Raw genomic sequence first — 12614 nt, 5'->3', positions numbered from 1 at the left:
AGCGAGGGGCTCCGGTGAGCAAGTTCCAGGCGCTGGACCTGGGACTGGTGGTGCGCGGCCACGGCCGGCACTACATCGTCGAGGACGCGGAAGGCCGGCGCTTCGTCTGCCACCCGCGCGGCAAGAAGAGCGATGCCGTCGTTGGCGACCAGGTGCGCTTCGCCGAGGCCAGCGCGGACGAGGGTGTCATCGAGGCCGTCGAGCCGCGCCGCAACCTGCTGTTCCGCCAGGACGAGTGGAAGACCAAGAGCTTCGCGGCCAACCTCGACCAGTTGCTGGTGCTGGTGGCCGTCGAGCCTGTGTTCAGCGAATCGCAGTTGGCGCGTGCGCTGATCGCCGCCGAATCGGCCGGCATCCGCGCAGCCATCGCGCTTAACAAGACCGACCTGCCTGGCACCGACACCGCCCGCGAGCGCCTGGCCCCCTACCGCGCCATGGGGCTGACGATGTTCGAGGTCGCGCTCAAGGCCGACCGCGAGGCCTCGCGTGCCACGCTGCAACCATGGCTGGCAGCTCAGCGCACATTCGTGCTCGGGCCCAGCGGCACGGGCAAGAGCACGCTGATCAACCTGCTGGTGAAGGATGCCCAGGCCCAGGTCGGAGAGATCTCGCAAGCCCTGAACTCCGGTCGCCACACGACCACCACCACGCAGTGGTACTGGACCGACGAAACGCGCGCGACGGCGCTGATCGATTCGCCCGGCTTCCAGGAGTTCGGCCTGCGCCAGATCGAGGCCGCCGAACTGTGGCGCTACATGCCCGACCTGCGTGAGCACGCTGACTGCCGCTTCCACAACTGTTCACATATTCACGAACCGGGCTGCGGCGTGCGCGCCGCAGTTGATGGGGGCTTGATCAGCGCCAGCCGCTACCGCATCTACGGCGAGATCCTCGAAGAACTCCAACGCAAGACCTGGTGATGCGCCGCTTTCTGAACTTCTGCGCGCTGGCCCTGCTGGCCGGCTGCGCGACCACCGTCACGCCCCCACCATCGGCCGAGGGCTGGCAGTCGATGAAGCTGCCCGGCAAGCCGCTGACCCGCTACAGCTGGACCCAAAAGGATGGCCGCCCCGCGCTGGAAGCCGTCTCCGAACGCTCCGCCAGCCTCTGGCGCAAGCGGCTGGACCCGGCGGTCGCCGACGTCGGCGAGGTCGACTTCTCCTGGTGGGTGCAAGGCCTCATCCCTGGCGCCAGTGTCGCCGACGTGCAGCGCGAGGACGCTGTCGCACGCGTCATCTTCGGCTTCGACGGAGACGTCGACACGCTGCCGCTTCGCACCCGCATGAAGTTCGAGCTGGCCCAGACGCTGACGGGCGAGACCCCGCCCTATGCAACGCTGATGTATGTCTGGGACAGCAAGCTGCCGGTAGGCACGGTCGTCGTCAACCCTCGCAGCGACCGCATCCGCAAGATCGTTGTCGACTCCGGCCCTGCCGAACTGGGCCGCTGGCGCGACCACCGCCGCGACCTGGCTGCCGACTTCCGCCTGGCATTCGGCGAGGCGCCGGGCCCGTTGATCTCCATGGCCGTCATGACCGACAGCGACAACAGCCGCGCGTCGGCCCACGCCTGGTACGGGCCGGTCGAGCTGCGCTGATCAGCGCTGTTCAGGTGGCTGCAGCGGCAGCGGCTTGACGTCGCGCACCTCGCGCGCCTCGACGTCCACCACATCCCCGGCAGGCGCCCTGCGGGCAGCCCAGGGATTCTTGTTGACACGGAACTGCAGGTTGGGCTTGCGGCCGGTCAGCAGGCTGAACAGCAGGAAGCCGAGGAAGGCGATGACGGCAAACAAAAAGAGGCCCAGGCCGACGATGGCGCCAAAGACGATGAGCAGCAGACGGATCAGGAAGCGAACCAGGTTCATGCCTCGATTCTGAGCCCCTTCAGCCGCGACCGACAAAAGGCATGTCGCGCGCCATCACGGTCAGGGTCTGCACGTTGGCCGACAGTGGCAACGAGGCCATGTAGACGACGGCACGGGCGACATCCTCGACGTCCATCCGCGGCTCCACGGCCATCTGGCCGCCGGCCTGCAGCACGCCCTGCGCCATCCGCTCTGTCATGTCGGTCGCGGCATTGCCGATGTCGATCTGGCCGCAGGCGATGTCGTGTGCGCGCCCGTCCAGGCTCAGCGACTTGGTCAGGCCGGTGATGGCGTGCTTGGTGGCCGTATAGGGTGCCGAGAACGGCCGCGGCGCATGGGCCGAGATGGAGCCGTTGTTGATGATGCGCCCGCCACGCGGCAGCTGCGTCTTCATCAGCGCGAAGGCCGCGCGGGCGCACAGGAAGCTGCCGGTGAGGTTGGTGTCGACGACAGCGCGCCACTGCGCCACCGTCAGCTCGTCCACGGGTACAGACGGCGCGCCGATGCCGGCGTTGTTGAACAGCAGGTCCAGCCGGCCAAAGCGCCGGTACAGCGTCGCGAAGGCCGCTTGCACCTGTGCCTCGTCGGCCACGTCGGCAGGCAGATGCAGCGCGCTGTCCAGGGTCTCGCGCAGCGGCGCCACGCGGCGCCCCATCAGGGCGAGGGTCCAGCCGTCTGCGGCAAGGGCGCGGGCGACGGCACGGCCGATGCCAGAGCCTGCACCGGTAACGAGAGCAACTTTCATTGGGCACTCATGGCGTGAGGAGGGCACGCCATTCTGCCCACACGCTCAGGGCCGCAGCACGAGCCGGTGCCTCGCCTCGCCGGGCAGGAAGGGCAGCGGCTCGCCGGCCAGCCAGGCGGCATGGTCGCTGCGATAGAAGGGCGACATCGGATGGCCGCTCTGGCCGCCCGGGATGACGAGGATGCCGCGTTCCTCGTGGCCGGGCGAGACCACCATGCGCTCACTCTGGCCGTGGCCGTGGTTGTGCACGCGTGGCATGTGGCTATCGCCGGCCATGCCTTGCGAGGCCTGGTCCAGCCAACCGGAAAGCAGTGGCAGCGCAGCGCTCATCGGGTGGCGCATGCTGGTAGTGTTGTCAGCGCCCCAGGTCGAGCCCGCCACACTGCCGTACTTGCCGAGCAGTTCCTTGCGGCTGTCCAGCACGGCGCGCTGCAGCAGTTCGGGCCAGCTCTTGAAGCCTTCCGGCAGCGTGTCCGGCCGGCCGGCCTGGATCAGTGCCCAGCCAGGCGTCTCAGGGACCATCTTCAGGTCGCCGAGCTTGAGCTCCCGGGCCTCGAGCAAACCAGCCAACGGCGCGAACAGGCTCTTGAGTGCCTGCAGACGGAAGGAACGCACCAGCAGATAACCCACCGCATCGGGACGCGCTGCGTCGGCGCTCTTCTCGACCTCGACACGGTAGTCTGCCAAGCCGTTGGCAGCGACGAAGTCGGGCGTCAGCACCTGCGTCAGCAGCAACTGGCGCCAGCGCTGATGGAACAGCGCGCGATGGTCGAGCTGAATGGCATGCAGGCCGGCCTCGTCGAACTGGTCCTGCGCGCGCAGGCTGTCGCGGATCTGCTGACCACGGGCGCCGAGGTCGTAGCCGCCATTGCCCAGGGCCTTGAACGCCGAGCCGCCGACCATGCGCGAATTGGCCGTCCACAACCGGCCATCCGCGGGGTCCACGATTCGGGGCTGCTCGGCCGCGCCCAACCAGCCTTGCCAGCGCGGGCGGCCGTCACTCCAATCCTGCGGCCGGTCCATGTCACCCGGGTCACTCAGACCAGTGCGCCGAGGCATTGCGCCGACGACGGTCCAGGCGATACGTCCGCCGGCATCGGCCACGACGAGGTTCTGAGCCGGCATGCCGGCGCCCACCGCCAGTCTTACCGCGTCGTCGACGTTGGCCGCTGCCTCCATGTGCATCAGGCGCAGGTTCATGCCCTCCCGATCATGCGCCACCCAGCGCAGCGCATAGGCCTGGCCAGCCGGGGCCTTCTGGGGCATCACGGGGCCCCACTCGCTCTCCAGCACGACGTGGTCGACGGCCGCCTCTCCCGCGACTTCGATGCGCTCCACGGTCTGCAGCAGCGGCTTCTGCGCGCCACCGGCCAGATAGTGCGTGCCCGCCGCGTTGAGCTTGAGAGCGACGACGTCGGCCCAGTCCGAGGTGGTGTTCGTGAAGCCCCAGGCGATGTGGCCGTTGCTGCCCGCAATGAGCAGCGGCGTGCCAGGCAACGTCACGCCGGCCACGTCGTGGTTGCCGGCAGCATCCTTCCACTTCATGCGCGACTTGAACCAGGTGCCGGGGGAGCGCAGGCCCAGGTGCATGTCATCGGCCACGATGGCGCGGCCCTCGGTGCCGTGCGCGGCCGCAACGGCGAAATTGTTGCTGCCAAGGTCGCGCGCATCACGCAGGCTGCAGTCGCTGCAGGCCGTCTTGACGGTGCGAAGCGCGTCCGGCAATGGGCTCGCCGGCAGCGGCACGGGGTCGACGCGACTATCGTCCATGGCAGCCTGCCAGTCGGCACTTTGCTGGGTCAAGAAGGCGTACCAATCGGCTGGGACGGCGTCGTGCAGCAGACCGGTGGCGATGTCGTCGCGCCCCTGCGAGGCCTGCAGGTCGAGGTACATGCCGTAGGCAACCAGCACCGTGTCGGCCGCGGCCCAGGGACGGGGCGCCTGGCGCAGCAGCAGGTATTCGGGCGGGCGGTTGGACAACGCGGCAAGGCCCGCGTTGACGCCGCTGACATAGGCATCCAGCAGCGCTCGCTCGTCGGCCGGCAGCGCCGCGATGGCCAACTCGGCGCGGTGGCGAAAGCGGTGTGTGCGGCGCGCCTTGTCCAGCGGCAAGGCCTTGGCGCCGAACAGTGCCGACAGCTCCCCGGCCGCGTTGCGGCGCATGAGGTCCATCTGGAAGAAGCGCTCCTGGGCATGCACGAAACCCAGGGCGCGCGCCACGTCGAGCCGGTCCTCGGCTGCAATGCTCAGGTAGCCGCGCACATCACGCAGCACCTCGACGGGTGCCCCCAGGGCTGGCAGTGCACGTTCACCGTCCAGCTGGGCGAGGCTGCCGCGCAAGGCCAGCCACAGCGCCAGCGCGACAAGGAGGATCAGCAGCAGCAGGCCGCCAAGGATGCGCTTCAACCACTTCATGAGTTGCCTCTGGTCTGGGTCAGAAGGTGCCGGGGTAGCTACCCCCGTCAAGCAGGATGTTCTGGCCGGTCAGATAGCCGGCATGCGCGCTGCAGAGCATGGCGCAGATCGCGCCGAACTCGGCCGCCGTGCCGAAGCGCTGCGCCGGAATGGCTGCGCGGCGCCGGGCCACCAGCTCGTCGAGCGGCATGGCGGACTTGGCAGCGGCGCCGGCCATGTTCTTGCGCAGCCGGTCAGTGTCGAAGGCCCCGGGCAGCAGGTTGTTGATCGTCACGTTGGCACCGGCCAGCCGCGGCTGGCGGGCCACGCCAGCAACAAAGCCGGTCAGCCCCGAACGCGCGCCGTTGGACAGGCCCAGAGTGTCAATGGGCGCCTTGACGGCGCCAGAGGTGATGTTGACGACACGCCCAAAGCCGCGCGCAGCCATCGCGTCCACGGTGGCCTTGATGAGCGCGATGGGCGCCAGCATGTTGGCGTCCAGCGCCGCGAGCCACTGCTCGCGCTCCCACTCACGGAAGTCGCCGGGCGGCGGACCGCCGGCGTTGTTGACGAGGATGTCGACTTGCGGGCAGGCCGCCAACGCCGCCGCGCGCCCCTCGGGCGTGGCGATGTCGCCGGCCACTGTGCGCACATCGACGCCGGGGTTCAGCGCACGCAACTGGGCGGCCGCGGTGAAAAGCTCGGCCTCGCCACGCGCGGTGATGACGACGTTGACGCCCTCGCCCACCAGCGCCTCGGCACAGCCGCGCCCCAGTCCCTTGCTCGCTGCGCATACCAGCGCCCAGCGACCTTTCAATCCCAGATCCATACGACTCCAAGCATTCGCCACGGCCATGCGCAGCACACAGCATCATCGCGCGACTGCAGCGGAACCGGCCGCTGGCAGGCCCCCATGAGGGGCGGCAGTCAAGCCGTCAGGGGCGAGCCAATCATCGCCAGAACTTTCCGTCGGGACCGACGATGGAGACGTCGGTGAACTCCAGACCGCCGTGGTCCTTATCGCTGTAGTGCACCTGCAGGCCGCCGATATCGATGCGGGCGCCGTCCAGGGCCTTGGCGAAGCTCTCGCGGCCGATGTCCTTGCCGCCGGCCCGGCGCAGCGTTTCGACGACAAGCTTGGCCGCCGCAAAGCCCTCCAACTGGGCCGGCGTCAGCTCGCTGCGACCGGCCGCCTTGGCCAGGCCCAAGGCCTCACGCACCAACGGGTTGGCGGTGGAGCGTTCATAGGGAAATAGCTGGGTCACGATGACGCCACGGGCGTTGTCGCCCAATTGCTTCACGAAGTCGCTGGAGGCGTTGTTTGACAGCGTCGCGACATGCGCTGTCGAGCCAGCCGCACGCAGCGCATTGACGCCCTCCACGACGGCATAGGCCGGCCCGATCAGCACGACGGCCTCGATGCCGGCCTTGGCGATGGCTTGCATCGTCGGTGCCAGTTCGGGCTTGTTTCGGTCGAAGCGCAGGTGGGACTGCGCTCGCAGCTTCACATCGTCCAGTCCCTTGATGGCACCCTTGCCGGCGTCGTTGCCGAAAGGGTCGTTGACTTGCACGATGGTGATGCGCTTGACGCCAATGCTGGCAAGGTGCTTGACGGCGCGCTCGGCCTCGCGCTGGTAGCTCGCGCGCAAATGGTAGACCCAGGGCTGGAGAGGCTCGCGCAGGCTGCTGGCACCGGTGGCCGGCGCGATCAGCGGCAGCTTGCTGTCCTTGAGCACCGGCAGCATGGCCTCGGTGGGGCCGGTGCCGCGGCTCAGCATCAGCGCGAGCACGCCCTGACCGGCCAGGACTTTTGCGGCCGCGGCGGCCATCGCCGGGTTGTACTTGTCATCCTGCGTGACCAGTTCGATGTTCTGGCCCTTGATGCCGCCCTGAGCGTTGATGGCATCGAAGTACAGCCGCGCACCTTCGACACTCTCCTGCACGATGCCGGCCACCGGCCCGGAGAACCCGGCCACCATGCCGACGCGCAAGTTCTGCGCTAACGCTGCATTCGTACCGATGCATGCGGCGAGCCATGCCGCCAGGCCAACCCAACGCTTCATTGTTTTTCTCCAGGCCAAGCGCCCCCCGGGGCGCTTTTCTGGCGGCGGATTGTGGCGCCAGCCCCCCCGCCACCAGCAGCCCCGTCGCCCCGGGAAAAACCCGGGCGTCGTCAGGGCCGAATGCGCATTTGCACCGCTTTTGGCGGACCTACACTCTGGCCGCTTCGCCCGCACCCTTTCGCGCGCCCGCCCATGCCGGAAAGCCCCTTGCCGCCGCCCGCCACCGTCCTGCCCCAAACGCCTGCGTCCCTGTTCGGCTGGCAACGCAATTCACTGACCTTCGCCGTCGTGCTGGCCTTGCTGCTGGGCCTGCTTCTGCCGACGACGGCCGTGCTGCTCTACGACAGCCAGAAGACGCGCGCGACGGCCATGGAGGACCTCAAGCTTGACCTGGCCCGCGTTACCGAGGTGATGGCGCTGTCGCTGGCCGAGCCGGTCTGGCAGGTGTCGCCCGACCTGGCGGATCCCATGGTCAAGGCGCAGATGGACGACCCACGCTTCGTTTCCGTGGAGGTCGTCGAGCCGGCCTCGTCAGCGCCTTTCCTGTCGCAGCAGCGCGCGGGTGACACGACTGACGACGACCTGGTGCTGAGCCAGACCCGCCCTATCCAACGCGACGGACGCGAGATTGCCAAGCTGACGGTGCACATGAGTGCCGCGCCGCTGCTGGAGGCCAAACAGGCCGAAGTGTGGCGCACCGTCTGGCGCAGCGGGCTGACGCTGACACTGTCTCTGGTGCTGATGCTGTGGGTGCTGCAGCGCTACGTACTGCGGCCCATGACGGAGCTGACGGGTGCAGCCGAAGCACTGGCCGCCGGCCGGCTGGAGCAGCCGCTGCACGTCGGCGGCGCGGACGAGATCGCGCGCGTGGGCGTCGCGATGGAACGAATGCGCCAGGCCCTGCTGTCGGCCTTCGAGGCGCTGCGCCAGCACAACCTCAACCTGGAAGAGACGGTGACCCAGCGCACGGCTGAGTTGACAGCCAGCAACGACGAGCTGTCCGAGGCACTGCAAACGCTGCAGAAGGCCCAACGCGAGCTGGTCGAATCGGAGAAGCTCGCATCGCTGGGCCGGCTGGTGGCCGGTGTTGCTCATGAACTGAACACGCCGCTGGGCAACGCATTGACCGTCGTGTCAGCCCTGGACGACCGCTACAGGCAACTCGAGGCCATGCTGGGTGGCAGCGCGCAACTGCGTCGCAGCACGTTGGAGGAACTCGCTCGCGACACGCGGCGCGGCCAGGACATCCTGCAGCGCAACGTCCAGAAGGCGGCAGACCTGGTACGCGACTTCAAGCAGGTGGCCATCGACCAGACGGCCGACCTGCGGCGCGACTTCGACCTGGGCAAGGTCGTCGAGGACGTGCTCGTCATGGTGGAGCCCAGCTTCAAGCACACGCCGTTCGTCATCGACACCGACCTGTGTCGCGGACTGGCCATGAACAGCTATCCCGGCGCGCTGGGCCAGGTGCTGACCAACCTGCTGATGAATGCGCTGCTGCACGGCTTCGAAGGCCGGACACAGGGCCGCGTGAGCGTGCATTGCGCCCGGCTGAGCGACACCGAGGCCGAGCTGAGCGTCATCGACGACGGCCGCGGCATGGAGGAGCCGGTGCGCCGGCGCATCTTCGATCCCTTCTTCACGACCAAGCTCGGCACCGGCGGTTCCGGCCTTGGCATGCACATCGTGCACAGCATCGTGACCAATGTGCTGGGCGGCCAGATCGAGGTGAAGTCCGCGCCCGGCCATGGCACGCAGATGCTGATGCGCCTGCCACTGATCGCGCCACAGCGCGCCGGCGGCGAGGCAACTACGGCGACTTACTGAGACGCGGCGGAAGTCGGGCCGGAAGCGGCCTCCACGGCCGAAGAAGCAGGGCCGGAGGCGGCCTCCACAGTCGCCGAAGCCGCCGGCTCATGGCCTGCGGTCACGTCATGCTTCTCGCCGCTGAGATCGATGTTGCCGCCACTCTTGGTGAGGATATACAGCGCCAGCGCGGCAAAGGCGATGAAGCCAACGATCAACTTCCACATGCTCAAGTCTCCTTGGGTTTGAACTGGGCAGGATTCTGCGCAGCGAGGCTGACGCTCAACTGAAGGGTCATATGAAAGAAAGAAGCCGGCGACTGCCGGCTTCTTTCTTTCACACATGCCAAGCGGCTTGCACGCCGTTTGGCCTTGATCCGCAGTCGGACAGGCCCGAAGGCCCGTCCTCGGCGCAGGATCAGTCCTTCGCGTAGATGTCCACGTCCTTGGTCTCGCGGACGAAGAGCACGCCGACGACGAAGCTCATCGCAGCGATGACGATGGGATACCAGAGACCGTGGTAGATGTTGCCGTTCTGGGCCACCATCGCGAACGTGATGGAGGGCAGCATGCCACCGAACCAGCCGTTGCCGATGTGGTACGGCAGGCTCATCGAGGTGTAGCGGATGCGGGTCGGGAACAGCTCGACCAGCATCGCTGCGATCGGGCCATAGACCATGGTCACGTACAGCACCAGCACGAACAGGATGGCGATGACCATCGGCACGTTGGCCTTGGACATGTCAGCCTTGGCTGGGTAGCCGGCAGCCTTCATCGCATCGGCCAGGTCCTTCTTGAAGGCGGCGATGGCTTTGGTGCTGGCTTCGTCGAACTTGTGCTCGGTCAGCTTGGTCGCCGTGGGAACAGCGATCTCCTTGTCGCCGACGCGCACGATGGTCGCGGCACCGGCTGGAGCCTCGACGGTCTCGGAGCTGGCCGAGGACTGGGCCAGGGCACGCTTGGCGATGTCGCAGGCGCTCGTGAAGTCGACTTCACGAGCCGTGGGGCTGCCCTGGAAGGAGCAGCTTGCCAGGCTGGTGCTCAGCGTGACCTTGGAGGTCTCCTGGGCGCGGGCCAGATCAGGGTTGGCCGCGGCGGTCAGCGCCTTGAACAGCGGGAAGTAGGTCACCGCGGCAAGCAGCAGGCCGGCCATGATGATGGGCTTGCGGCCGATCTTGTCCGACAGCGTGCCGAAGATGACGAAGAAGGGCGTGCCCAGGATCAGCGCGATGGCGATCCAGATGTTGGCGGCGGCAGCGTCGATCTTGAGCACCGACGTCAGGAAGAACAGCGCGTAGAACTGGCCCGAGTACCAGACCACGCCCTGGCCGGCCACGAGGCCGAACAGCGCCAGCAGCACGATCTTCAGGTTCTTCCACTGGCCAAAGGATTCGGACAGCGGAGCCTTGGAGGTCTTGCCCTCGGCCTTCATCTTCTGGAAGGCCGGCGACTCGTTCATCGACAGACGGATCCACACCGAGATGCCCAGCAGCAGGATGGAGACGATGAACGGAATGCGCCAGCCCCATTCGCCGAATTCCTTCTCGCCCAGCGAGGTCCGCACGCCCAGGATGACCATCAGCGACAGGAACAGGCCCAGCGTCGCCGTGGTCTGAATCCACGACGTGTAGGCACCGCGCTTGCCGTGCGGCGCGTGTTCGGCCACGTAGGTGGCTGCGCCGCCGTACTCGCCTCCCAGGGCCAGGCCCTGCAGCAGGCGCAGGCCGATCAGGATGACCGGGGCTGCGGCACCAATGGTGGCGTAGGTGGGCAGCACGCCAACGATGAACGTCGACAGGCCCATGATCAGGATGGTGACCAGGAAGGTGTACTTGCGGCCGATCATGTCGCCGAGGCGGCCGAACACCAGCGCGCCAAAGGGGCGCACGATGAAGCCGGCGGCGAAGGCCATCAGCGAGGCGATGAAGGCTGCACCGGGCTCAAGTCCGGCGAAGAACTGTTTGGCGATGATGGCCGCCAGAGAGCCGTAAAGATAGAAGTCGTACCACTCGAACACCGTGCCCAGCGAAGAGGCGAAGATGACCTTCTTCTCTTCGCGGGTCATCGGCGTCGAGGCCGTTGAAGTCGCAGTTGCCATTGAAAAGTCTCCGTCTGTTGTCGGTCCGCCCCACAGGCTTTCCTCGGCGTGACTATTCACACGGCCTCTGACCGTGTTCTGACGCCAGTCTGAATCGAGGCTGACAAACTCCGCAGGAACCCGCAGTTCGCATTTCTCAATGCGAGATCAAAAGGGGCTCGCGGGTAAATCCTGAGACGGTTTGCGTCAGCCTGGGACGGGGCCTGCGCCGGGCTGGTACGCCGCCCTGAGAGCGCCTCGACGCCCTCAGTGCTTGCGTGTGACACCGGGGCGCGGCTGGGCTGCCGACTCCCAGATGCCACTGCGAAACCAGGGATCGCCGTCCAGCGCCCCGCGCAGCATGGGCAGCGCGTCCTGCCCCCAGAACAGGCGCCCCTCCAACTCCACCGTCGGCACGCCAAAGACGCCCAGCGCCAGCGCAGCTTCGGTCTCGCTACGCAACCGCTGCTTTACCGCTTCGCTCGCCGGATCCTGCACAGGCGCGAGTCGATCGGCCAGCTCGGCCAGGCGCGCCGCGTCGTTGGCATCGGCGCCGGCCCCGCGCCAGACATGATGGAAGAGCTGCTCGACCACCCAGCGGCCCGGCGTGTCACCCGGCTGCCCCTGCGGCGCCGCACAGGCCCAGGCCAGGCGCAGCAGCGGCAGCGGATTGAAGGGGTGCTGGGCCGGAGGGTCCAGCACCACCCCTTGGCTGTGTGCCAGCCAGGCCACCTGACGGAAGGTCCAGCGACGCTTGGCCTCGATCTCGGCCGGACCTTTCTGCCCCAGTGCCTGCAGCAGGGCCGCGAAAAGGATGGGGCGATAGACGACCTCGATGCTGTGTCCCGCGAGCGCCTCTGGCAGGGCCTCGAAGCCCAGCGCCGCGTAGGGCGAGATCGGGTCGAAGTAGAAGGTCAGCCGCTTCATCGATCCTGTTCCTCCGAATGCGGCCAGGGGCCGAGCCACAGCCCGTGGCGATGCATCTCTACGCGGCGCTCGGGCAACTGGTCCAAGATGTGGCGCTGCACGTCCGCAGGCGCGCCGCCCCAGCCGGCGATCTCGTTGATGCTGCGCGCGCAGCCGCGACACCAGCCGGTCGCCGCGTCCATCTGGCAGACGTTCACGCAGGGCGAGACGACAGCGGATTTCATGACTGGACGACGTCGATGACCGGCGCGCCGGTCAACCTTTCCAGCTCGCTCGGTGTCAGCTTGAAAACGCCGTTCGGATGGCCGGCCGCAGCCCAGATGATGTCGAAGCGAAACAGTTCGCGGTCGATGAAGAGCTGGGGCGCCGCAAAGCCGTCCGCCGGGGCGAACCCAGCCGGCGACACGCCGCCTATGGAAAATCCAGTGCGGGCCTTGACGAAATCAGCATCGGCACGGCCCAGCGCGCCGGTATGGGGCTTGAGCTTCACCTCATCGACGCGCTTGTCACCCGAAGTGATGACGAGCACCGCCGAATCGTCGGCCTTGCGGCGAAAGACGACGGACTTGGCGATCTGGCCCAGCGTCACGCCCAATGCGTCGGCGGCTTCCTGGGCTGTACGGGCCGCGACGTCAAGCCACAGCGGCCGGTGCGGGTGGGCGAGCGTCGCCAGCGCGGCGCTAACGCGCTGGAAGCCTTCGGGTCGGGAGTCGGTGTCAGCCATGGCCGCGATTGTGTC

13 protein-coding genes are annotated in these 12614 nt (G+C 67.6%); 3 read left to right on the top strand and 10 right to left on the bottom strand.

From position 1 onward, the window contains the following. The first annotated feature begins 14 nt into the window (after positions 1-14). Together rsgA and QM732_RS06645 are read left to right on the top strand one after the other, a co-directional pair. Positions 15-920, top strand: coding sequence for a ribosome small subunit-dependent GTPase A (gene rsgA / locus QM732_RS06650; protein WP_415655394.1), 906 nt, complete (start codon positions 15-17; stop codon positions 918-920). Beyond that, entirely contained in the window at positions 920-1597 is a 678-nt protein-coding gene (locus QM732_RS06645) for a DUF3047 domain-containing protein (protein WP_415655393.1), read from the top strand. The genes rsgA and QM732_RS06645 overlap by 1 nt, the downstream gene beginning before the upstream one ends. Here the strand turns inward: QM732_RS06645 and QM732_RS06640 are convergent, their stop codons facing one another. The 5 genes from QM732_RS06640 to QM732_RS06620 all read right to left on the bottom strand — a co-directional run bounded on the left by QM732_RS06640 (position 1598) and on the right by QM732_RS06620 (position 7066). Then, positions 1598-1864, bottom strand: a complete 267-nt coding sequence (locus QM732_RS06640; RefSeq protein WP_415655392.1) for a hypothetical protein — start codon at positions 1862-1864, stop codon at positions 1598-1600. Positions 1865-1883: 19 nt separating this feature from the next. Beyond that, entirely contained in the window at positions 1884-2609 is a 726-nt protein-coding gene (locus QM732_RS06635) for an SDR family oxidoreductase (RefSeq protein ID WP_415655391.1), read from the bottom strand. 45 nt (positions 2610-2654) lie between these two features. After that, on the bottom strand, positions 2655-5024 hold the full coding sequence (locus QM732_RS06630; protein WP_415655390.1) for a penicillin acylase family protein: 2370 nt from the start codon (positions 5022-5024) through the stop codon (positions 2655-2657). 19 nt (positions 5025-5043) lie between these two features. Further along, complete coding sequence (locus QM732_RS06625; protein ID WP_415655389.1) at positions 5044-5832, bottom strand: SDR family oxidoreductase; 789 nt, start codon at positions 5830-5832, stop codon at positions 5044-5046. Positions 5833-5953: 121 nt separating this feature from the next. Next, positions 5954-7066, bottom strand: coding sequence for an ABC transporter substrate-binding protein (locus tag QM732_RS06620; protein WP_415655388.1), 1113 nt, complete (start codon positions 7064-7066; stop codon positions 5954-5956). A 207-nt stretch (positions 7067-7273) separates the two neighbouring features. Here QM732_RS06620 and QM732_RS06615 point away from each other — a divergent pair, with 207 nt between their 5' ends. Next, the gene (locus QM732_RS06615) at positions 7274-8893 is read left to right on the top strand and encodes a sensor histidine kinase (protein WP_415655387.1); all 1620 of its coding nucleotides are present in this window, start codon (positions 7274-7276) and stop codon (positions 8891-8893) included. Here the strand turns inward: QM732_RS06615 and QM732_RS06610 are convergent. The 5 genes from QM732_RS06610 to QM732_RS06590 all read right to left on the bottom strand — a co-directional run bounded on the left by QM732_RS06610 (position 8887) and on the right by QM732_RS06590 (position 12599). Further along, positions 8887-9099: a hypothetical protein gene (locus tag QM732_RS06610; RefSeq protein ID WP_415655386.1), complete on the bottom strand. Its 213-nt coding sequence runs from the start codon at positions 9097-9099 to the stop codon at positions 8887-8889. The two genes, QM732_RS06615 and QM732_RS06610, sit on opposite strands and share 7 nt — an antisense overlap. A 190-nt stretch (positions 9100-9289) precedes the next feature. Next, a complete protein-coding gene (locus QM732_RS06605; protein ID WP_415655385.1) occupies positions 9290-10969 on the bottom strand; it encodes an MFS transporter in 1680 nt (559 codons plus the stop codon). 246 nt (positions 10970-11215) lie between these two features. Continuing rightward, complete coding sequence (locus QM732_RS06600) at positions 11216-11875, bottom strand: 2-hydroxychromene-2-carboxylate isomerase (RefSeq protein WP_415655384.1); 660 nt, start codon at positions 11873-11875, stop codon at positions 11216-11218. Next, complete coding sequence (locus tag QM732_RS06595) at positions 11872-12099, bottom strand: DUF1289 domain-containing protein (protein ID WP_415655383.1); 228 nt, start codon at positions 12097-12099, stop codon at positions 11872-11874. Before QM732_RS06595 ends, QM732_RS06600 begins: the two co-directional genes overlap by 4 nt. After that, positions 12096-12599 (bottom strand): YbaK/EbsC family protein, encoded by a 504-nt coding sequence (locus QM732_RS06590; RefSeq protein WP_415655382.1) that lies wholly within the window; start codon positions 12597-12599, stop codon positions 12096-12098. The genes QM732_RS06595 and QM732_RS06590 overlap by 4 nt, the downstream gene beginning before the upstream one ends. Positions 12600-12614: the final 15 nt, after the last annotated feature.

The sequence above is a fragment of the Roseateles sp. genome (genome assembly GCF_047654805.1).
Lineage (GTDB): Bacteria > Pseudomonadota > Gammaproteobacteria > Burkholderiales > Burkholderiaceae_C > Pelomonas.
Note: the sequence above shows the minus strand (reverse complement) of the source record. Positions and strands in the feature narration are given on the sequence as shown.

Coding starts and splice junctions, on each gene's coding strand:
- QM732_RS06595 (WP_415655383.1), bottom strand. CDS start 12,099: ATGAAATCCGCTGTCGTCTCGCCCTGCGTGAACGTCTGCCAGATGGAC.
- QM732_RS06625 (WP_415655389.1), bottom strand. CDS start 5,832: ATGGATCTGGGATTGAAAGGTCGCTGGGCGCTGGTATGCGCAGCGAGC.
- QM732_RS06590 (WP_415655382.1), bottom strand. CDS start 12,599: ATGGCTGACACCGACTCCCGACCCGAAGGCTTCCAGCGCGTTAGCGCC.
- QM732_RS06600 (WP_415655384.1), bottom strand. CDS start 11,875: ATGAAGCGGCTGACCTTCTACTTCGACCCGATCTCGCCCTACGCGGCG.
- QM732_RS06645 (WP_415655393.1), top strand. CDS start 920: ATGCGCCGCTTTCTGAACTTCTGCGCGCTGGCCCTGCTGGCCGGCTGC.
- QM732_RS06640 (WP_415655392.1), bottom strand. CDS start 1,864: ATGAACCTGGTTCGCTTCCTGATCCGTCTGCTGCTCATCGTCTTTGGC.
- QM732_RS06635 (WP_415655391.1), bottom strand. CDS start 2,609: ATGAAAGTTGCTCTCGTTACCGGTGCAGGCTCTGGCATCGGCCGTGCC.
- QM732_RS06630 (WP_415655390.1), bottom strand. CDS start 5,024: ATGAAGTGGTTGAAGCGCATCCTTGGCGGCCTGCTGCTGCTGATCCTC.
- QM732_RS06620 (WP_415655388.1), bottom strand. CDS start 7,066: ATGAAGCGTTGGGTTGGCCTGGCGGCATGGCTCGCCGCATGCATCGGT.
- QM732_RS06610 (WP_415655386.1), bottom strand. CDS start 9,099: ATGTGGAAGTTGATCGTTGGCTTCATCGCCTTTGCCGCGCTGGCGCTG.
- QM732_RS06605 (WP_415655385.1), bottom strand. CDS start 10,969: ATGGCAACTGCGACTTCAACGGCCTCGACGCCGATGACCCGCGAAGAG.